Source organism: Shewanella mangrovi (assembly GCF_000753795.1).
Lineage (GTDB): Bacteria > Pseudomonadota > Gammaproteobacteria > Enterobacterales > Shewanellaceae > Shewanella > Shewanella mangrovi.
This window is the reverse complement of the sequence record NZ_JPEO01000009.1, coordinates 22,212-42,736: the sequence shown is the minus strand read 5'-3', so window position 1 is coordinate 42,736 and position 20,525 is coordinate 22,212. Positions and strand designations below refer to the sequence as shown.

17 protein-coding genes are annotated in these 20,525 nt (G+C 45.4%); 12 read left to right on the top strand and 5 right to left on the bottom strand.

All coding sequences use genetic code 11. From position 1 onward, the window contains the following. Positions 1-38: 38 nt before the first annotated feature. Complete coding sequence (locus tag HR45_RS12385) at positions 39-1,196, bottom strand: UxaA family hydrolase (RefSeq protein WP_037443375.1); 1,158 nt, start codon at positions 1,194-1,196, stop codon at positions 39-41. 22 nt (positions 1,197-1,218) lie between these two features. Continuing rightward, a complete protein-coding gene (locus HR45_RS12380; RefSeq protein ID WP_037443373.1) occupies positions 1,219-1,512 on the bottom strand; it encodes a UxaA family hydrolase in 294 nt (97 codons plus the stop codon). 179 nt (positions 1,513-1,691) lie between these two features. On the opposite strand from HR45_RS12380, the gene HR45_RS12375 reads away from it, so the two are divergent. After that, complete coding sequence (locus HR45_RS12375; protein WP_037443371.1) at positions 1,692-3,626, top strand: sigma 54-interacting transcriptional regulator; 1,935 nt, start codon at positions 1,692-1,694, stop codon at positions 3,624-3,626. Positions 3,627-3,723: 97 nt separating this feature from the next. On the opposite strand, the gene HR45_RS12370 is transcribed toward HR45_RS12375, so the two are convergent. Beyond that, positions 3,724-5,238, bottom strand: coding sequence for a Fic family protein (locus tag HR45_RS12370; protein WP_037443369.1), 1,515 nt, complete (start codon positions 5,236-5,238; stop codon positions 3,724-3,726). A 447-nt stretch (positions 5,239-5,685) separates the two neighbouring features. Here HR45_RS12370 and cysD point away from each other — a divergent pair, with 447 nt between their 5' ends. From cysD to HR45_RS12335, 7 genes are all read left to right on the top strand, one after another. After that, entirely contained in the window at positions 5,686-6,597 is a 912-nt protein-coding gene (cysD, locus tag HR45_RS12365) for a sulfate adenylyltransferase subunit CysD (RefSeq protein WP_037443367.1), read from the top strand. A gap of 47 nt (positions 6,598-6,644) precedes the next feature. Beyond that, the gene (gene cysN / locus HR45_RS12360) at positions 6,645-8,060 is read left to right on the top strand and encodes a sulfate adenylyltransferase subunit CysN (RefSeq protein WP_037443366.1); all 1,416 of its coding nucleotides are present in this window, start codon (positions 6,645-6,647) and stop codon (positions 8,058-8,060) included. Between the two features lie 17 nt (positions 8,061-8,077). Beyond that, entirely contained in the window at positions 8,078-9,805 is a 1,728-nt protein-coding gene (locus tag HR45_RS12355) for an SLC13 family permease (RefSeq protein ID WP_037443364.1), read from the top strand. A gap of 22 nt (positions 9,806-9,827) precedes the next feature. After that, positions 9,828-10,436 carry an adenylyl-sulfate kinase gene (cysC, locus tag HR45_RS12350; protein ID WP_037443362.1) on the top strand — a complete coding sequence of 203 codons (609 nt, stop codon included), beginning with the start codon at positions 9,828-9,830 and terminating at the stop codon, positions 10,434-10,436. A gap of 14 nt (positions 10,437-10,450) precedes the next feature. Then, entirely contained in the window at positions 10,451-11,410 is a 960-nt protein-coding gene (locus HR45_RS12345; protein ID WP_037443360.1) for a DHHA1 domain-containing protein, read from the top strand. Between the two features lie 58 nt (positions 11,411-11,468). Then, complete coding sequence (locus HR45_RS12340; RefSeq protein WP_037443358.1) at positions 11,469-12,632, top strand: nucleotide sugar dehydrogenase; 1,164 nt, start codon at positions 11,469-11,471, stop codon at positions 12,630-12,632. Between the two features lie 105 nt (positions 12,633-12,737). Continuing rightward, on the top strand, positions 12,738-13,745 hold the full coding sequence (locus HR45_RS12335) for an NAD-dependent epimerase (RefSeq protein ID WP_037443356.1): 1,008 nt from the start codon (positions 12,738-12,740) through the stop codon (positions 13,743-13,745). A 254-nt stretch (positions 13,746-13,999) separates the two neighbouring features. Here the strand turns inward: HR45_RS12335 and HR45_RS19075 are convergent, their stop codons facing one another. Together HR45_RS19075 and HR45_RS12325 are read right to left on the bottom strand one after the other, a co-directional pair. Then, positions 14,000-15,904 (bottom strand): HAMP domain-containing methyl-accepting chemotaxis protein, encoded by a 1,905-nt coding sequence (locus HR45_RS19075; RefSeq protein WP_081933471.1) that lies wholly within the window; start codon positions 15,902-15,904, stop codon positions 14,000-14,002. Positions 15,905-16,299: 395 nt separating this feature from the next. Next, on the bottom strand, positions 16,300-16,698 hold the full coding sequence (locus HR45_RS12325) for a DUF3718 domain-containing protein (protein ID WP_037443354.1): 399 nt from the start codon (positions 16,696-16,698) through the stop codon (positions 16,300-16,302). Between the two features lie 481 nt (positions 16,699-17,179). Between HR45_RS12325 and HR45_RS12320 the strand changes: the two genes are divergently transcribed. From HR45_RS12320 to HR45_RS12305, 4 genes are read left to right on the top strand one after another with little or no spacing between them, the layout of a single operon-like run. Continuing rightward, the gene (locus HR45_RS12320) at positions 17,180-17,932 is read left to right on the top strand and encodes a phosphatase (protein ID WP_037443352.1); all 753 of its coding nucleotides are present in this window, start codon (positions 17,180-17,182) and stop codon (positions 17,930-17,932) included. Further along, positions 17,932-18,771, top strand: a complete 840-nt coding sequence (cysQ, locus tag HR45_RS12315; protein ID WP_037443349.1) for a 3'(2'),5'-bisphosphate nucleotidase CysQ — start codon at positions 17,932-17,934, stop codon at positions 18,769-18,771. Before HR45_RS12320 ends, cysQ begins: the two co-directional genes overlap by 1 nt. After that, positions 18,768-19,673 (top strand): fructokinase, encoded by a 906-nt coding sequence (gene mak, locus HR45_RS12310; protein WP_037443348.1) that lies wholly within the window; start codon positions 18,768-18,770, stop codon positions 19,671-19,673. The genes cysQ and mak overlap by 4 nt, the downstream gene beginning before the upstream one ends. Positions 19,674-19,731: 58 nt before the next feature. After that, on the top strand, positions 19,732-20,523 hold the full coding sequence (locus HR45_RS12305; RefSeq protein ID WP_037443347.1) for a YdcF family protein: 792 nt from the start codon (positions 19,732-19,734) through the stop codon (positions 20,521-20,523). Positions 20,524-20,525: the final 2 nt, after the last annotated feature.

The window sequence follows — 20,525 nt, the reverse complement described above, 5'->3', positions numbered from 1 at the left end:
GGCTAAGCAGGCGCCTTTGTGCACCTGCTTAGGCAAAATCAAAATGTAGGTGCGGTCTTGTAGATGCAGAACTCTTTATGGCCTAAGGTTTCTGCTTTGGTTTGTTTGCCGCTCGCGACGAGTAATATCTCGTCTAGAAGTGCTTGGCCCATATCTGGGATTGATTTGTCGCCATCAATAATCGCGGATACATCAAGGTCGATGTTGCCGGGCATTTTGTTGTAGGTTTGCTTATTGCCCGTGATTTTAATGACGGGGGCAATCGCATTGCCGGTAGGTGAGCCACGACCGGTGGTAAACACCATGATATGAGCACCACCTGCCGCCATACCGGTCATTGACTCAACGTCTTGTCCAGGGCTGTCCATGATGTATAACCCTTTATTTACCGGAATATCGGCATAGTTGAGCACGCCGGTAATGGGTGCATGACCTGATTTATGAATGCAGCCTAATGACTTTTCTTCAATAGTGGTGAGACCGCCTTCGATGTTCCCAGGGGTAGGTTGTCCACCACGAATGTCTTCGCCTAGTGCCATCGCTCTAGCTTCGCAATCTCGAACTAACTTTAAGATGGCATCTGATGCTTCAGGCGTGATAGCACGTCTTGCAACAACATGCTCTGCGCCGATGAATTCAGTGGTTTCTGACAACATAGAAGTGCCGCCATTATTCACGATGGCATCTGATGCCTCGCCGACGGTAGGGTTGGATGCCAAGCCAGAAGTTGTGTCTGAGCCTCCACATTCCATGCCAAGGATCAGTTCGCTGATATCACACTCTTCGCGGACTTGAAGTGACAGCTGTTGAGCAAATTCACGGGCAAATTCAGCCCCTTTCGCTAATGCGCCTAAAGTGCCGCCATCACCTTGGATGGTAACCATTTTGACAGGTTTACCTGTTTTCAAAATCTCGTCGTAAACGTAAGTGGGCTCGGTGCCTTCGCAGCCCAATCCAACGACTACAACCGCACCGATGTTTCCGTTTAAGGCGGTATTGATGACGGTTTTAGTGGTTAGGCGAGCATCTGAGCCGATTTGGCAGCAGCCAAAGGTGTTATTGATGTAGGTACAGCCTTGTACCTTTTCTGCAATTTCTCGCGCAACTTGGTTAGAGCAAACACTTGTGGCTAACACCAACACATAGTTACGAATACCGATTTGACCATTTGCGCGTCTGTATCCCATGAATTTCATTGTTTTCTCCCCAAAGTAGTTATTAAGCGTGTTGATCGCCGCGACCACGTTCACTCTCTACGTTATGAACGTGTACCCATTCACCGGCTTGGATCGCTTGCGTCGCTAACCCGATGGATTCTCCGTACTTAATGACATGCTCACCTGCTGAGATGCTGCGAATAGCCAATTTGTGACCAAAGGCCACATCGTTTTTAAGTCGCACTTCGTGGGATTCGTTATTGATAAACATCAGGGCGAGCTCGCCTTGTTTTAGATCCATCGTCGCGACGGCAATGGAGTCTTTATCGGTGATGACAACAGCGTTCTTTTTCATCTCATTTCCTTGTTGTGGAATAGCAACAGAGAACGGCAAGGAAGGTGCCAGTTTTTTACTTTATGATTTTATTGGCTTTTTGTGATTTGTTGCTAAAACGTAAAGTAAAAAATGAGGTAAATTCCCACTGTTGCCGTAGCAAATTGCATCACCTTGTTGAGGGTGAGGGAGCTAACTCCATGAGTTTTAGAAATAGAGTGTGTTTGGTCAGTCCGTATGAACAACTGGCCGAAGATGCAAAGCGATTACTCGATTCCCATCCGTTGGACATGGACATATTTCAGACCGATCTGACGCATGTGGTGCAAGCGATCCCTCAGTTAGAAAGTAAGGGCTATCAGGTACTGATCAGCCGCGGTGGTTGTGCGGAACTGCTAAGACGTAATTCCTCCTTGCCGGTAGTCGAAATAAAAGTGTCGCTGTTCGATCTGTTCGAAGTGATTTCGCCCTTTATTGGCACGACATCAAAGATCGGTATTGTTGGGTTTAGAAGTGTGGTATCTAGCTGCAATAAGCTGACAGATAAGCTGGGCATTAAAAGTGAATCTCTTATTGTTGAAGATGCCCATGCAAACAACATGGAAAAACAGATTGATCATCTAAAGCGCCTAATGGCGAGTAACCATTTTGATTGGATTGTTGGGGACGCCGTATATCAAGATTTTTTCAGTCGTAACAAAGAGGGGTATTCCATCATTCAGTCGAGTGATGAGTCGATTATTAATGCCTTTGAAGATGCTGAGGCATTAACGAAAGCGTTTGCGGCAAAACATAAAGAGAGCCTCTATTTTCAAACAATTTTTGACCATTACGAAAACGGCTTAATAAGCCTCACCCCACAAGGGGAATTAGTACACGCCAATGCCAGTTCGTTAGATCTGTTGAGCTTCGAGCAACAACGTGTCCGCAAGTTAGTTGACATTGACGCTGCGCTGCATGAAGCCATCGATTGGGAGTCGTTGACGGCTGGAAAGCGAATTATCGGCATGATTGTCGAAGCAGCGTCTGGCACTTTCGTTATTAATCAAATCCCGATGCTAGTAGAAGGGACGTTATTCCGCATCCTGCTTACAATCCAATCAGCGAAAAATCTGCGAGGAATGGAATATAACGTTCGGCGCCATGAGTTAGCACAACGAGGGTTGTCTACGCGTTATCGCTTTGAAGATATCATTTCCACCAATAAAGATATGTTGAGGCGTATGCGCCTAGTGGAAAGTTACGCTAAAACTGATGCCACCATTTTGATTTATGGGGAAAGTGGGACAGGTAAGGAGATGATTGCTCAGAGCATCCACAACGCGAGCAATCGAAGTAATGGACCATTCGTTGCCGTCAACTGTGGCGCTTTGGCGCCGCAATTATTGGAAAGTGAATTGTTTGGTTATGTTGCTGGTGCTTTTACTGGCGCATCAGTCAAAGGCAAAATGGGGCTGTTTGAACTGGCGCATGGCGGCACCATCTTTCTCGATGAAATCAGCGAGCTTGATAAGAACCTCCAATCAAGATTGCTTCGGGTACTCCAAGAGCGGCAGATCATGCGACTGGGCTCTGACCAAGTGATCCCAATTGATATTCGTATTATTTCAGCGAGTAATCATCAGTTGTTAGAGCTTGTGAAAGAGAACAAATTTCGAGAAGACTTGTTCTATCGGCTAAATATCTTGAAGGCGACACCACTTCCTCTCAGAGAAAGACGAGAAGATATTATTCCTATCGGAAAGCATTTTATCCGTGAATTTTCGCGAAAGTATAGTAAGCCCCCCATCGAGCTCTCAGCAGAATTGTGGAAGCTGTTAGCCCAGTATGAGTGGCCAGGTAACGTTCGCCAATTGGGCAACATTATTGAGCGTTTGGTACTGTCTATCAGCATCAGCCCGGCATCAGTCGATGAAGCGCTGTTGTTATTGGATGATATGGAAATAGTGGGTGAACATCGGCTCAAGGACAGTTGCAGCAAATGTCGTTTTGTCAGCGGTACCTACAGTGATATCCGATCCGAACTGTTGAACTATGTATTGCAGCAAGAAGGGTTTAATAAATCTAAGGTTGCCAAACGATTGGACGTTGACCGTACGTCAATCAACCGATGGTTAAAAGAAGCTGAGCACTAGCTCCTTCGATGCTCTTATAAATACGGGGAAAACCTGTCACTGTCGTGGCATCAGACAATGAACTTGGCAGAAAACGCCAAGGTTCCAAGATATTGAGTTATTCAATCAGCGATGCTAAGAGCTGAGTAAAAGGCACAATATCTTGTTTAACGCTGGCAGCTTCTAAAGCCTGCATATATTCATTTCTCCGTTCGACAGGTACGACAGTCCAAGGATAACCACCCGAGGCCATCATCAAATTCATAATGAACCTTCCCATTCTGCCGTTACCATCAAAATATGGATGAATATATACGAAAATAAAATGTCCCAGTACGGCTCTAACAGCTGCATTTTCCTCTTCAGCAAGTAAATCGAACAAAGTTGGCATCATATCTCTAATGGCGTCTCTATTGGGGGGCGTATGCATAGATTGACGAATATAAACTGGTCCCGTTCTATAACCGGCTAATTCCGATTGCTTAATAATACCGGCCGCAACACTGGGGCTAAATAGAGCTAGATACCAGTCACTGTGCGTTTGTTCTAAAACATCTGCAGGGTTCTTACCTTCTAGCACCGCCCTAACAGATTTTTTTACTTCTTGAAATGCATCCCTGTAGCCTTTGGCTGCCATAGCATCTAAATGCTTTCTGCTTTCATCTGAGCTCTCAGCTTGCCAGTTGCCAGATTTAACAAGTTGAATCAGTTCGGGAGTGACTCGATAGCCTTCAATGGATAATGAGTGATAGGCATCTGTAATGTATTTATCTTCCACTTCAGCCATGTAAATTTCGATATTGATAGCTTGGCTTGAGACCGGGGGGAAATGCGCGATAACACCTTCACGCATTTGCGCCCACATCAACCGCATGCGATTAACATAGGGGGAAACATCTCGGCGGCCAAAGCTTATCTGCACCTTCTCTGCGAAAGGGTCTTCTTCTTGCACTTTAAAATCGGCTGCCTGCATGCCTTTTAAGATATTGTTTGCGATCAGATCTCGGCCAATATTCCTAAAAGCTCCAGCTAAGCGGCCGGCAATTACGCTATGATTTCCTTCGAGTAAAATGGACAACACATCAGATGCATCTGTTACCATAGATAAAGCGGTACGCATTTGAATTGGTGCATTTTGAAACTGATGAGCTGAACAATAGACTAGAGCTGAGGCCAGATTGTAAACGTTAAGTCCTTCTAAATTTTCTATGTACTCGACATCGGGCATGTTCAACCTGACATCAAAAATTGAAGTGTTGTGCAAAAATGCTGTGGGCTTATTATTCCCTTTGGGAGAGCGCACGAGTAATTGCTGAGGAACCGTTCTATCACCGATATGCAGGCTCAGCGACTGCTCAGGTGAGAGACACCACGATTTGTCAAACCGCTCAGACAAATAAGCCGCGCAGAAATCCCAGAAGGATGTATACCAAGAGGTACTATCGCCATGCTTTTCATCAGGCATTGCGGGTATGTACCAGCCCCGAATAACTTCGCGAATAAACCCATGCTTCAGTAACCGCTCACGATGCACTCGACTGAGTTGCTTTGACTGAATAGCAACAACTCCAGCTCCTTGAAGCAGTTTTAATTGCTCAAGCGAATCTGCTAATTTTTTTGAAATATTGTTCATTTCGCGTTCTACAGCTCAAAAATATTGATTGGATATAGGATTTTATTTATAGGTTTTAATGTTACACCTTTTATAGGTTTTTGTGTTACATTATTTATAGGTTTATATGTTCATCAAATTGTAGGTTTTAGTGTCGTACCCTATGGCAAAACCTACTTTTTGATTCATACAAGCTCTGTATGTTTTATCTTCATCATGTGACAAATTTTTCAATTCGTAAGTTAAGAAGCTGCTGAAATACACTGATTGTATGTTTTAAGCATGCGAAATTGTGATGCCCATCGTTCTATTTATTTCCTTTTATTATAATAAGTTCCAAAAATGAACATTTCAGGTATATAAGCGTCTGCTAGAATCCTCGCTACAAATCGTTACTTTACCTTGTATACGATACGCGCCAAGCTGTGCGCCGATCGATAGCAGGTAGCCGCCATAGCGAGATAATTGATGATTACGCCTGAAAAAATGACCCACCTGAAAGCACTGGAAGCCGAATCGATTTACATCATGCGCGAAGTCGCGGCTGAGTTTGATAATCCAGTGATGCTGTACTCTATCGGTAAAGACTCCTCAGTGTTGTTGCACTTAGCTCGCAAAGCCTTTTACCCGGGTAAAATCCCTTTCCCATTGCTGCACGTTGATACCACCTGGAAGTTTCACGAGATGATTGAATTTCGTGACCGTATGGCGGAGAAATACGGCTTCAAGCTGTTGGTGCATATCAATGAAGAAGGCAAACGTCTCAATATCAATCCGTTTGTTCATGGTAGTGCTAAGCATACCGACATCATGAAAACGCAATCGCTGAAACAAGCGCTTGATAAATATGGTTTTGATGCTGCGTTTGGCGGTGCTCGTCGCGATGAGGAGAAATCTCGAGCGAAAGAGCGCGTTTATTCTTTCCGTGACAGTAAACACCGCTGGGATCCTAAAAACCAGCGTCCAGAGCTGTGGAATACCTATAACAGTAAAGTCAACAAAGGCGAAAGTATTCGTGTCTTCCCGCTTTCTAACTGGACTGAGTTGGATATTTGGCAATACATCTATCTCGAAAATATCGAAATTCCTTCGTTGTATTTGGCTAAACCCCGTCCAGTTGTTGAACGTGATGGCACTCTGATCATGGTCGATGATGACCGCATGCCATTGCATGAAGGTGAAACGCCAGAAATGCAAACGGTACGTTTCAGAACCTTAGGTTGTTATCCGTTGACCGGCGCGGTGAAGTCAGAAGCACAAACATTGCCAGAAGTGATCCAAGAGATGCTGCTGTCAACCACATCAGAACGTCAAGGTCGAGTGATTGATCATGACTCCTCAGGCTCTATGGAGAAGAAAAAGATGGAAGGTTACTTCTAATTTCAATCCATGGTTTAGCACGCACTATTTCGTTTGAGGAGAATAAGATGTCCCACAGTTCAAATTTGATTGCTTCTGATATTGAAGGCTACCTGAAAGTTCACGAAAACAAAGACATGCTGCGTTTTTTAACATGCGGCAGTGTCGATGATGGTAAGTCCACGCTAATTGGTCGTTTGCTATTTGATAGCAAGATGATTTTTGAAGATCAAATGGCGGCGATTGAGAAAGACTCTAAGCGTTTTAACACCACTGATGAGGCGTTTGACCTAGCGCTATTGGTGGATGGTCTGCAGTCTGAGCGGGAGCAGGGCATTACCATTGATGTGGCCTATCGCTACTTTTCTACCGAGCAGCGCAAATTCATTATTGCCGATACCCCGGGACATGAGCAGTACACCCGTAACATGGCCACCGGTGCTTCAACCTGCGATTTGGCCATCATTTTGATTGATGCGCGTCACGGGGTGCAGGTGCAAACCCGTCGGCACTCTTATATTTGTTCACAGCTTGGGATCAAGCACGTGATCATCGCCATCAACAAGATGGATATCGTTGACTACGACCAAGAGGTCTATCAAAAGATTAAGAAAGACTATCGTGACTTTGCCGAGCAATTGAAGTTTACCGATATTCGTTTTGTGCCTATCTCTGCATTGAAAGGCGATAACGTGGTCAATGAGAGTGCCAATATGCCTTGGTACCCAGGTTCTCCGCTGCTTAAATTGTTGAATACGGTCACCATTAAGAAAGAGTCACAAGCGGCGTTCCGTTTTCCTGTCCAGTACGTTAACCGCCCGAATCTGAACTTCCGCGGCTTCAGTGGCACCGTGGCGTCTGGTGATATTCGCGTTGGCGATACGATTGAAGCGTTACCTTCGGGTAAGCAAAGTCGTGTTAAGTCGATTGTGACCTTTGACGGTGAACTCGAAAAAGCCAGTGTTGATATGGCGGTAACCATTACCCTTGAAGATGAAATCGACGTCAGCCGCGGGGATATGTTAGTGCGTCCGCATGAAGTGAGTCTGGTGAATGATCGCTTTGAAGCGGACTTGGTGTGGATGACTGAGGAGCCGTTGCATCTCGACCGCGAGTATTTGATTAAGGCGGGCAGCAAGCTTACATCTGGTTTTGTGCAGGCAGTGAATTATCGGGTTAATGTGAATACGTTGGAACGTGAAGAGGCGAATCAGTTAGCACTTAACGAAATGGGCGAATGCCGCTTTCTGCTGAATGAAAAAATCGAGTTTGACCCCTACGATCAAAACCGGACCACGGGCTCTTTTATTGTGATTGATCGTTTGACGAACGCGACCGTTGGCGCCGGAATGATCCGTCGCGAAGTGACAGGCGCTGGTGAACAAACCTCGACTATCGAATATTCTAATTTTGAGTTAGAACTTAACGCCCTAATTCGCAAGCAGTACCCGCACTGGGGCGTTCGCGACATTAGTAAAGACTAACTGCGGATAATCTGACTATGTCGTGGCATGGTTATCTCACGTTAGCGCTTTTTGTCAGTACCGTTGCGGGATTGATTAAGTTTCAATCCCGTCCTGCCGCTGTTTTTGGCTGTCTTATGTTGGCGCTTATTGCCAGTGAATTAGTCAATCGAGAGCAGGTGCTTGAGAGCTTTTCCAATTCAGGGCTCGTGACACTGATTTTGTTGATGATGTGCTCGCTAGTGTTGGAAAAAACACGTCTATTAAGGATGTTGGCCACTGGAGTGATGGTCAAAAGCTATCGTAGTTCATGGCTACGGCTGTTTGGGATCACTACGATCTGTTCGGCGTTTTTAAATAACACCGCCGTGGTGGCGACATTAATGGCGCCAGTGCGCAATAACCCATATCACAATGCGAGCCGTCTGTTACTGCCGCTGTCGTATGCGGCGATTTTAGGCGGTACCGTGACCTTAATTGGCACGTCAACCAACCTTATCGTCAACAGTTTTTATATCAGTGAAACCGGGCACTCGCTGTCCTTCTTTTCATTTTTTGCTGTCGGTATTTTGCTGGTGTTGGGATGCAGCGTGGTGGTGGCACTTTGCAGTCGTTTCTTACCCAATATTCGTAGTCAGGATAAGAGCTATAGCGGCTATTTTATTGAAGCTAAAATCCAGAAGGACTCGCCCCTTGCGGGAAAAAGTGTTGAAGCGAACGGCTTGCGTCATCTGGAATCCCTGTTTTTAGTCGAAGTGGTACGCAATGGACAACTCATTTCGCCTGTATCCCCACAAGAATTACTGCATGAAGGTGATCGCTTAGTCTTTGCCGGCGACATTCAAAAAGTCATGCAATTGCATACATTTCCTGGTTTAACCTTGTTCGCTGATAAAGATGGCTTGATGCAGCGAGATCTGACAGAAGTTGTGGTGCGCCAAGAAAGTGTGCTGGTGGGCAAATCGCTTAAGTCGGCTGGCTTTCGCGCGTTGTTCGATGCCGCGGTGGTGGCTATCCGTCGTGATGGGCACAACATTTCTGGCAAGCTAGGTGATGTGGTTATCGAAGCTGGCGACTTTTTGGTGTTAGCCGTGGGAGATGAGTATCGCCATCGGCATAACATAGGTAAAAATTTTATCAGTGTGAGCGGCGTAGAGCCTGATCTTCATCTTAATGGTGCCAGAGAATGGTTAGCCGTTGGTGGGTTCGCTATCGCCGTGTTGAGTTCCGCCCTCGGCATTATTGATTTGCTGCAGGCGTTGTTGTTACTTCTGGGCGTTTTTATCTTCTCCGGCTGCATAACGGTAAATGAGTTGTTGCGGCGTTTTCCGGTCGATATTTGGTTAATTGTTTCTGTCGCGATTTTGCTGTCTTTTTCGATGGTGAATTCGGGCGTTGCGACTTGGTTTACCAGCATAGTGGAGCAGCATGCCTCTGGATTGCCACCTTTTTATCTGCTGTTACTGACGTATGTTGTGACCTGGATATTGACCGAGTTAGTGACCAATAATGCGGCGGCCGCCTTGATGTTCCCGCTGAGTATTGGGCTTGCTCATGGCCTTGGCGTTAACATTCTTCCGTTTGTGATGGTGGTGGCCTATGGTGCGAGTGGCAGTTTTGTCAGTCCGTTTGGCTATCAAACCAATTTAATGGTGTACAACGCAGGTAAATACACACTCACACATTTTTTTCGCGCGGGATTCCCGGTAGCTTTTGTCTACGGCGCAATTGTGGTTGCCGCAGTACCTTGGTTTTTCCCTTTCTAATGAGTTATCGAATGGAGCTGTCATGACATCGCAGAAATCATCCAATGTGGTTTGGCACCAACATCAAGTGTCGAAAACCGATAGGGTCAAGCAGAAAGGAATTAGCCGCTCAGCGGTATTGTGGTTTACCGGCTTAAGTGGTTCAGGTAAGTCGACAATTGCTAACGCTGTCGAACAATTGTTGTTTGCCAAGGGCTATCACAGTTATCTGCTTGATGGTGATAACGTGCGTCATGGGCTAAATAGAGATCTCAATTTCAGTGATGATGACCGTATCGAGAATATTCGCCGTATTGGTGAAGTCAGTAAACTGTTTGTCGATTCTGGGCTGATTGTATTGACCGCTTTTATTTCACCATTTCAGCAAGATAGAGCGTTAGTTAGAGCTTTGCATCAGGAAGGCGAGTTTGTTGAAGTCTTTATTGATACACCGCTAGCGTTGTGTGAACAGCGTGATCCTAAAGGACTGTATAAGAAAGCGAGAGCGGGTGAGATCAAACACTTCACTGGCATTGATTCTGCGTACGAAGCGCCGGTAAATCCGGAGATCCATGTTGATACCGCGAGCCAATCTATTGTGGAATGCGCCGAGCAAATCGTGGCGTATCTTGAACAACATCACTATATCTAACGAGTGGTAGCGGCATGCAATACGACATTTTTAACGGCGATGCTGACGGCATAATTTCACTGGTACAACTGCGCTTAGCTGAACCTAAAACCGCGCAGTTGGTGACAGGTGTTAAGCGTGATATTGCCTTGCTTAAGCAAGTGAATGCCGTTGATGGTGATGGGATCTTAGTGCTCGATATTTCCATGGAAAAGAATATTGATGCACTCGAAAGGATCTTAACTTCCGGCGCAGTGGTCACTTACATCGACCATCACCGCACCGGGAGTATTCCGCAATCGCCCAATTTAACGACACATATTGATACCGCGGCGAATACCTGTACGGCATTGATAGTCGACAACTTGCTTAGCGGCCGTTATCGCGATTGGGCGATTGCTGCCGCCTATGGCGATAACATGATTGCCGTGGCTGATGAGCTGGTTGAAGCGCGGAGACTATCGACGGACGATAGCGCATTTCTAAGAGAGCTGGGCACTTTAGTTAATTACAACGGTTATGGTGCTGAGATAAGTGACTTACATATTGCACCAGCGGCATTATTTCAGGCGTTAGTCCAATATGAGTCGCCCTTTATGTTGAGGGATGATGAAAGCTCACCATTTTATCAGTTACAGGCTGCTTACCAGCAAGATATGAGCAACGTTGCTTCTCTGACGCCAAGCCACGCTGATGAAACTTTGTTGGTATTTACGTTACCCAATGAGGTTTGGGCAAAACGGGTGAGTGGTGTGCTCGGAAACGATTTGGCCAACACATATCCATCTCGCGCTATCGCGATCCTTTCTCACAACGCTGATGGCAGTTTAATGGTATCCCTGCGTGCGCCATTATCGAATCGACACGGTGCTGGCGAAATTTGCAGCAAGTTTGAAACCGGAGGCGGCCGAGAAGCGGCAGCGGGCATCAATGCCTTGCCTGTAAGTGATCTACCTCAATTCATTTTGGCAATAAAAACTTATTATCAGGAGTAATTGTGGTTAGAATGGGCGCCATTAAAAGTGCCTATTGTTATGTGAATTAGGGATTATCATGAAAATTGTTGTGGCTGGAACAGGGTATGTTGGCCTGTCAAACGCTGTGCTACTGGCACAGCATCATCAAGTTGTTGCTGTAGATGTTGTTCAGGAAAAAGTAGATCAGGTTAATCAGCGTATATCACCTATTGCTGATGAGATGATTGAGGAATACCTGTCATCGAAAACGCTGAATCTTGAAGCGACTACTGATGCCAATGCCTATGCAGATGCAGATTTTGTGATTGTCGCAACGCCAACTGATTACGATCCCACCACCAATTATTTCAATACTCGCACTGTAGAAACCGTAGTGGCTAAGGTGGTAGAACTCAATCCGAATGCTTGCATTGTGATTAAGTCTACCGTTCCTGTCGGCTATACGGCTGAGCTTCGTAAACAAGTGGGTTCTGACAATATTATTTTCTCTCCAGAGTTTTTACGTGAAGGTAAGGCGTTGTATGACAACCTGTATCCATCACGTATCATTGTTGGCGAACGCTCTCAGCGGGCCGAAGACTTTGCTCGCTTGCTGGCGGATTGTGCGCTGAAAGAGAATATCCCGGTGCTATTTACCGAAAGTACCGAAGCTGAAGCGATTAAGTTGTTTGCGAACACCTACTTAGCTATGCGTGTGGCTTACTTTAACGAACTGGACAGCTATGCCGAAATGAACGGATTGGATACCCGGCAAATCATTGATGGCGTGTGTCTAGATCCGCGTATTGGCACTCACTATAACAACCCATCATTTGGTTATGGTGGTTATTGTTTGCCGAAGGACACTAAGCAGTTGCTGGCTAACTACAATCAAGTACCTAATAACTTGATCTCGGCGATTGTTGACGCTAACCGTACTCGCAAAGACTTTATCGCTGACTCTATTATTGCTAAGCAGCCGAAAAAAGTCGGTGTGTATCGTTTGATCATGAAGAGTGGGTCAGATAACTTCCGCGCGTCGGCGATCCAAGGGGTGATGAAGCGTATTAAAGCGAAGGGGATCGAAGTCGTCGTCTATGAACCAGTGCTAAAAGATGATGAGTTTTTCCACTCCAAGGTTATTCGTGATTTGAATGAGTTTAAGGCCCAAGCGGACGTTATCCTTTCAAATCGTATGGAAGCTGAGTTAGAAGAGGTGGCAGATAAGGTCTATACCCGCGATATCTTCGGTCACGATTAATATTTTGTGGTAGCATTTGCTCAAAAATTTGAGTAGATGCAGTGCTGCGACTGATGCTTAAACGCCGTGTCTACTTGATGCGGCGTTTTTATTTGTGAGGAAAAAATGAAGTATTTAGTAACGGGAGCGGCGGGTTTTATCGGCTCACGGGTCGCTGAGCGTCTGTGTGAAGCGGGCCATCAAGTCGTAGGTATTGATAACCTGAACGATTACTACGACGTAAGCCTGAAACAAGATCGTTTGAATAAATTAGCCGAACAATCGCTGTTTAGTTTCAAACAACTCGATTTATCAGACCGTGACGGCATGGCGCAGTTATTTGTGGAAGGGCAGTTCGAGCGTGTGATCCACTTAGGTGCCCAAGCTGGTGTACGTTATTCGATTACTAATCCATTTGCCTATGCTGACAGCAACCTTATTGGCACACTCTGCGTGTTAGAAGGATGCAGACACAATAAAGTCGGGCACTTGGTTTATGCCTCTTCTAGCTCTGTGTACGGTTTAAATCGCAAGATGCCGTTTGCCACAGGTGATTCCGTTGACCATCCTGTGTCTTTTTACGCCGCGACCAAAAAAGCTAATGAAGTGATGGCACACAGCTATGCGCACCTTTATGGATTGCCGACAACTGGCCTGCGCTTCTTTACCGTTTATGGTCCTTGGGGACGCCCTGATATGGCGCCGATGTTGTTTGCGAACGCTATCACTGCCGATAAGCCAATCAAAGTATTTAACCACGGCAATATGAGTCGCGATTTCACCTACATCGACGATATTGTGGAAGGTGTATTACGTTGCGCTGACCATATTCCAGAGCCGAATAGTGATTGGACGGTTGAAGCTGGTACTCCTGCGACCAGCGTGGCGCCGTTTAGGGTGTTCAATATTGGTAACGGTAGTCCGGTAAAATTGATGGATTTCATTGCTGAGTTGGAAGATGCGCTAGGCAAGAAAGCCGAGAAGATCATGATGGACATGCAAGATGGTGATGTTCAAGCTACTTGGGCTGACACTGAAGACTTATTTAAGGCTGTGGGTTACAAACCCAAAGTTGGTATCAAGGAAGGTGTGCACGCCTTCGCCGAATGGTACAAAAGTTACTACGGTAAATAAGCAAAGACGAGTGGCGTAGCGTAAATAATTTGCCAATAAAAACGGCAGTGAACTCATAAGTTCGCTGCCGTTTTTTTATAAAGAAAAGGTATTAATATACCTTTTCTTCCATTGATCGGAGTTGGCTTGCTAGCTTAGGAATTGCCGTTCAAATAGCGTTCTATTTGAACGGCAATGTGAGGATTAAAAATTTGTATTCAACACAAATATATCATCCTTGAACAATATGGTTCTCCTAGCATGATTGGCCTTGATTACCTAACCTTGAACCCCGATATTGCACCATTGAGTTGCGAACCGAGAGCTGCTAATCGTTCGGAGGCCGAAGCGACTTCAAACGAAGACTCGGCAGTTTGGTCCGATATTTCGTTGACTTGAACTATGCGTCGATTGATCTCCTCTGCTACAACACTTTGTTCTTCCGCTGCAGTAGCAATTTGTTGATTCATCATTTGCACATCGTTCACGGCTTTCGCAATTCGACTGAACATCTCACCGACATTGGTTGCGTTATTCGCAGTGGCAAATGCAATATCTTTACTGCTTGCCATGCGTTGTAGGGCGCGCTCTGATTCGGTATGGAGACGTTGAGTCATAGCTTCGATTTCAGAGGTCGAATCTTGGGTTCGTTTGGCGAGATTACGGACTTCATCTGCTACCACAGCAAAACCGCGTCCAGCTTCACCCGCTCTCGCGGCTTCAATAGCGGCGTTTAAGGCCAGCAGGTTTGTTTGATCGGCGACTGTTTTGATCACCTCTAATACCGAACCAATGTTTTCGGTTTGTTTAGCGAGAACATCCATCGCTTCTGATGTTTTATCTACTTCCACCGTCAGTTCTGCGACGATACGCTGTGTTTCTTGAATTGCGTGATCCCCTTGGCCAGTGACATTTTGTGCGTTGGTAGTAGCTTCTGCTGCTTGCTCAGCATTACGGGCAACGTCGTGAACCGTTGTGGCCATTTCATTCATTGCAGCAGCAACTTGTTCAACTTCTTGGTGCTGCTTATTCATACCTGATTGATTTTGCTCCGTTACTGCTGATAACTGAGTGGCGGCAGCGGATAGTTCTGAGATTCCTGAAGCGACATTACTGATGAGTTCTTTTAGCGATACTGTCATATGCGAGATTGCAGATTGCAGGGTACCAATCTCATCTTTACGCACAACTTTAATTGATTTGGTGAGGTCGCCTTCTGAAATGGCTTTCGCCATGTTGGCTAATTCATGTAATGGTCCTGCAATTCTGCGCGTTATTTTCACGGATGCAAAAATACCAATCATGATGGACATTGCGGCAGCGATAAATAACAGCCAAGAGGCAAAGAGGCGTGTTTCATCAGTTGAATCGTGCTGATGAGAATACAATCCTGCTATATCTTGACGTAAGGTGGTGGCGATTGAATTGTAATTTTCAAGAAGTACATCTATGGCGATATCTGTTTTCACCAATCTATTAAATAACTCAGATAGTTGATGTAGCTGTGTTGTGAGCGATTGCTTATCTGTATCAGCGAGAAGTGTGGCACTATCTACATGCGTTAATGCTTCTTCAATTGCAGCTTGAATGGGTTTATTGGTGGTATGATCAGCTGTCCCAGCTTTTAACCAATCTCTCGCCATTTTGTCGGTTTCGATCATATGGATCCAAGCCGATTTGATATTTGAAATTGATTCAAGGCTACTAGTATCAGTGGCACCACTTGCTTCGAAATCTTCAGTTATAGTGTTCAAGCGTCCAATGATGGATGCGGTGATTGCGGCAGCAGATTTCATGTCGGCATTTTTGTTATCGAGTTCAACTGTCATCGACTGATAAGTCGTCTCATATTTGTCCAACGACGAGATGGCTTGCTTAATTAAAGCAACTTCAGTCGCTGCAGAATACTTTTCCTGCTCCGCTTTTAGTAACCGACCTATGTGGTTGATATGTTCAGCCAACTCTTGTTTGAATTCATCATCAACTGTACGTAGGTAGTTCTCTCTCGCAGATTTTGTTTGCAGAATTATTTTGCTTACTTCTTGGATTTCAGACATTTTTTCGCTTGAATCAACCATGGTGTGCATGTTGTACCAAGCAGTAAAGGCAATAATTAAGCATAGTGCTATTACCGTTCCAAAACCCAAGCCCATCTGTCGGGAAATTGTCAGATTGTTCATGATGTTACTCACAGCCTTTTATAGTGAATTTTCAAGTCTTATTGAGGATAGGTATGACAAATAATGCATACTTACCCAAGATATTATAATTTTTAGTCAAAGTTGGATTAGGAAGAGAACATTACGAATTGTAACGGAACAAAAAATGCGCTTGTTAGATGTATATCACTTTTAATGCACTTAATAAGTGTGCCGCGATCAATATTTTTTGTGATATACCGCAGAAATGATGTTGGCGAGCACTATTTGATAGAAATCAATTAAAACATGGCAGGTATCTGAATAGATTTATGAAAAAGTGATTTTCAAAAATTTGCCTATTAGTCGACTAATCGTCTAAGGGCTATTTCTATCAATCAAAAAGAAAGGAGCATTGCTCCTTTCTTTGTCGGGGACTACTTTAGCCGGTTAGAAACATAAACCACTATTGGGGTATCAGTCGCTTTGTCGACTTTTGCGATATCACGAATCGTGACGGTAGGTCTTACTCTATTTTTACCCATACTGCGTTCATTTAGGTATTTAAACGTATCATGTGCTTGATACTTAAAAGCAAATTTTGCTGCCGATAGGTCATTACAATTGATAGTGTTAATATTTCGTCTTACATCACTAAGGCCTTTGCCCATCATCAATAGTTTACTCTTCATTTGACCAATGTCGTTGTTTCCAACACTTACACAAAACTTGGTTTCTGGTGTATTGTCGGTACCGACAAACTGATAGGTATTTGCGTTGGCGAGGCTGGAAAATGATAAAGCTAATGCCAAACCGGCTATCTTGAAGCAGGTCATAGTATCTACCTCCAATATCACAATATCCTAAGTTTACGTAGCGAAAGCCTAATCAAGCCAAGTTCAAAGACTCCTCCGTAACAGACTCCCGCCTTAAGCAATTCCATTTTCTCTTAATAATTGTAGTTTGGCTTTTTTATGTAATGTCATCCTACCACTTTGACAAAATGGCAATCTTAGAACACGTAAAATTAAGTGTAATTTAACATTGTCTACGGAATTAGATAAAAATCAGTCAATTGTTATGATGATAGCGTTTTTATCGTTATCTTTAGTCAGGTAATAGCTCAGCTTAGTATTTATTTTTTTAGATTTTGAGGTTTTAAGACAATAAATTAATTAAGAGTGTTTTCTATGCCTAACATACTGCTAACGCGCTAATAACTATTAGTTTCCCTTCACCGTATATTGAGTCTCTAGAGGTTTACGATAAGTTAGCGTAAGCTGCTAGCTATGTTTTCGCCCACTGCTAACGTCTACTATGTTTCCCGTCGATATTCACGCTCATACGGTTGCCTCCACCCACGCTTACAGCACGATTCATGATTACCTTACAGTTGCTAAAAGCAAAGGTGTTAAGTTATTTGCCCTGACTGATCATGGACCGGCAATGGCCGATGCCCCTCATTTTTGGCACTTTGTGAATATGACAGTTATTCCCCGTGTTGTGGACGGTATCGGCATTTTGCGTGGCATTGAAGCCAATATTAAAAATACGGCAGGGGACATAGACTTCGTTGGCGATTATCTACAACAGCTAGATATCGTTTTGGCTGGATTACATGAGCCAGTATTAGCCCCCGCAGATTGCGACAGCAATACCGAGGCTATGGTGAACTGTATCAGGAGTGGCAGAGTCGACATCATTACTCATCCTGGAAATCCTCGTTATCCGATCGACCAAGAGACTGTGGTTAAAGCCGCGGCTGAGCACAACGTCGCCTTGGAAATAAACAACTCATCTTTTCTGCATTCGCGTAAAGGGAGCGAGTCTAATTGCATCAGTATTGCAAAACTGGCGAAGCGATTTGATGCGCAGCTAGTGATGGGCTCTGATTCTCATATTGCCTTTACGTTGGCAGGCTTTGAGCAATCACTTAGTATCATCGATGAAGCCGAATATCCTCGTGAAAGGCTGCTTAATCATAGTCCTCAGCAGCTGCTGAAATTTTTACAGCAACGGGGGCATCAAACCCTTGGAGAACATTTGGCATTTTTTCAGGAGATCGGCTGATGCTTTCACCTATGCCGCTGACAGAAGAACAACTGTTAACAGTGGTACAGATTGCTATTGCTGCTGGCAATGCGCTAATGCCATTTTACGATAGTCAGCAATTAAAGGTAGCGACAAAACAAGACAACACGCCAGTGACTGAAGCTGATTTAGCCAGTCATCATTGTATCGTGGCAGGACTAGAACAGCATTTTCCTGATATTGATATCTTGTCCGAAGAATCCGCCGACGTTGCATGGCAAACACGACAACAATGGCAACAGTATTGGTTACTGGATCCTTTGGATGGCACAAAGGAATTTATCAAGCATAACGGCGAATTCACCGTTAATATCGCGCTGGTGGTGAACAATATTGCGGTCGCAGGCATTGTTTACGCGCCAGCAATTGGGCGTTGTTTCTTTGGTATGCAGCAGTTAGGAGCTTGGGAATTTGAACATCAGAATGGCCACAATATCCCGTCAACGTCGACTATTAAACAGCTACGCCAGTCGCCAATTCCGAGTTTCCTCCCCCGTAAACCACTTATTCTGAGCAGTCGTTCCCATATAACCCCCGGACTTGCTGGGTTTTTAGCCGATTTCAAAGATTTTCACTTGCGTGAAGTGGGCAGTTCGTTGAAGATGTGCCTCCTAGCGAGCGGCGAGGCCGATATCTACCCGCGTCTCGGTGCCACGCACGAGTGGGACACTGCTGCCGCTCACGCAATTTTGTCTGCAGCTGGAGGTTGTGTACTGCTACACGACAGCCAAATCCCACTGCGATATAACACTAAGCCTGAATTAGAAAACCCCTGGTTCATTGCCTATAGACCAGGTTGGATAGAGGAAACTCCATGATTAGATTGGGAATTGACTTAGGTGGAACCAAAACAGAGATTGTCGCTTTAGCAGAAGATGGAACCGAGCTGTATCGTCACCGTGAACCATCTGCTCATGATTATCCGGGCACTCTGACGACCATCACCAAACTGGTCAAGATGGCTGAAGCTGAACTTGGGGAAAAGGGCAGTTTAGGCGTGGGTATTCCTGGCGTTGTGTCTCCTTTTACTGGACTCGTCAAAAATGGCAATTCTACATGGCTGCATGGTCATCCACTCGATAAAGATTTAGGTGAGTTACTCGACCGCGAAGTGCGCGTTGCCAATGACGCAAACTGTTTTGCGGTCTCGGAGGCCGTTGATGGTGCCGCGGCGGGTAAAGGATTTGTACTTGGCGTGATTATTGGCACTGGCTGTGGTGCTGGGATTGCGGTTAATGGCCAAGTGCATACTGGCGGGAATGGTATTGCCGGCGAAGTAGGGCATACTCCTTTGCCTTGGATGACGCCAGACGAGTTCCGCTCGACTAAGTGTTTCTGTGGTAATTATGACTGCATCGAAAACTACATTTCGGGCACAGGGTTCGTGCGTGACTTCAACGAACACCACCCAGAGACGCAAGTAAAAAGCGGACAAGAAATCACTGCGCTGATCGCCGAAGGCCATGCGGGGGCTCAAGCCGTCTTTGAACGTTACCTTGATCGTTTAGCACGAAGCTTGGCGCAAATTATCAACATTATGGATCCAGACGTCATTGTGCTGGGTGGCGGTATGTCTGCAGTTGACGCTATCTATCCAGCGTTACCTGCCCGTATTGCAAGTTATGTGGTCGGCCGTGAAAGTGAAACCCCGGTCGTGAAGAATCTTCACGGTGGTTCTTCCGGCGTGCGTGGTGCCGCTTGGTTGTGGCCATTGAACTGATTTACTGTTTTGGGCTCTAACCCCGCAAATACATTACAACAAGAGTGCGACTTGCGAGATGTTTTGGATTAAAAAAGTATTCTCCCAATTGTTTATGCCAGTGCCATTTGCCGTTATTTTACTGCTGCTGGCGCTGTGGCAATTCCGCCGTCGTCCTAAGCTGGCAAAAACACTTATCGTATTTTCGATTGCGTGGCTTGGTCTGCTTGCCAGTAGCTTTGGTAGCTATTGGTTGTTGTGGCCACTAGAGCAGCAATATCACGTATTTGATAAACCGGTACCTCATAGTTGCGTCGTGATGGTGTTGGGCTCTGGCCATGACGATGGCATCAAAGGTGAAGCTCGTCATCAGTTATCAACAACAGCGCTAGCACGTCTAACCGAAGGTGTGTCTTTGGTCAAAAAGGCGGATTCCCGCGACTGTTTGTTAGTGCTTAGCGGCTGGACTGGCGGTGGCAGTAATCGCACCCCGCATGCGGAAGAAATGAAGCAAGCGGCCATAGACATGGGCGCTGATGCCGCGCGTATTCTGACTTTGGATGATGCTAAAGATACCATTGAAGAAGCCCTCGCATTGCGACAAACCTTTGGTGCCACAGATGGTGACATGGGTGATGACGCTGTTGGTGGCCGCAAGCTGTTTTTGGTGACATCAGCTGCTCACATGCCCCGTGCTATGGAGATTTTCGTAGGAGCAGGGTTTGATCCTGTTGCTGCGCCGACCGATTTTCTAGGTCGTCAAGATCATTGGTGGCGTTTATCCACTGAGAACTTAGATAAATCGGCTAAAGCGTTACACGAATATATGGGCACTGTGTGGCTGCGTATTCGTATGCTTATCGGCGTTTAAGG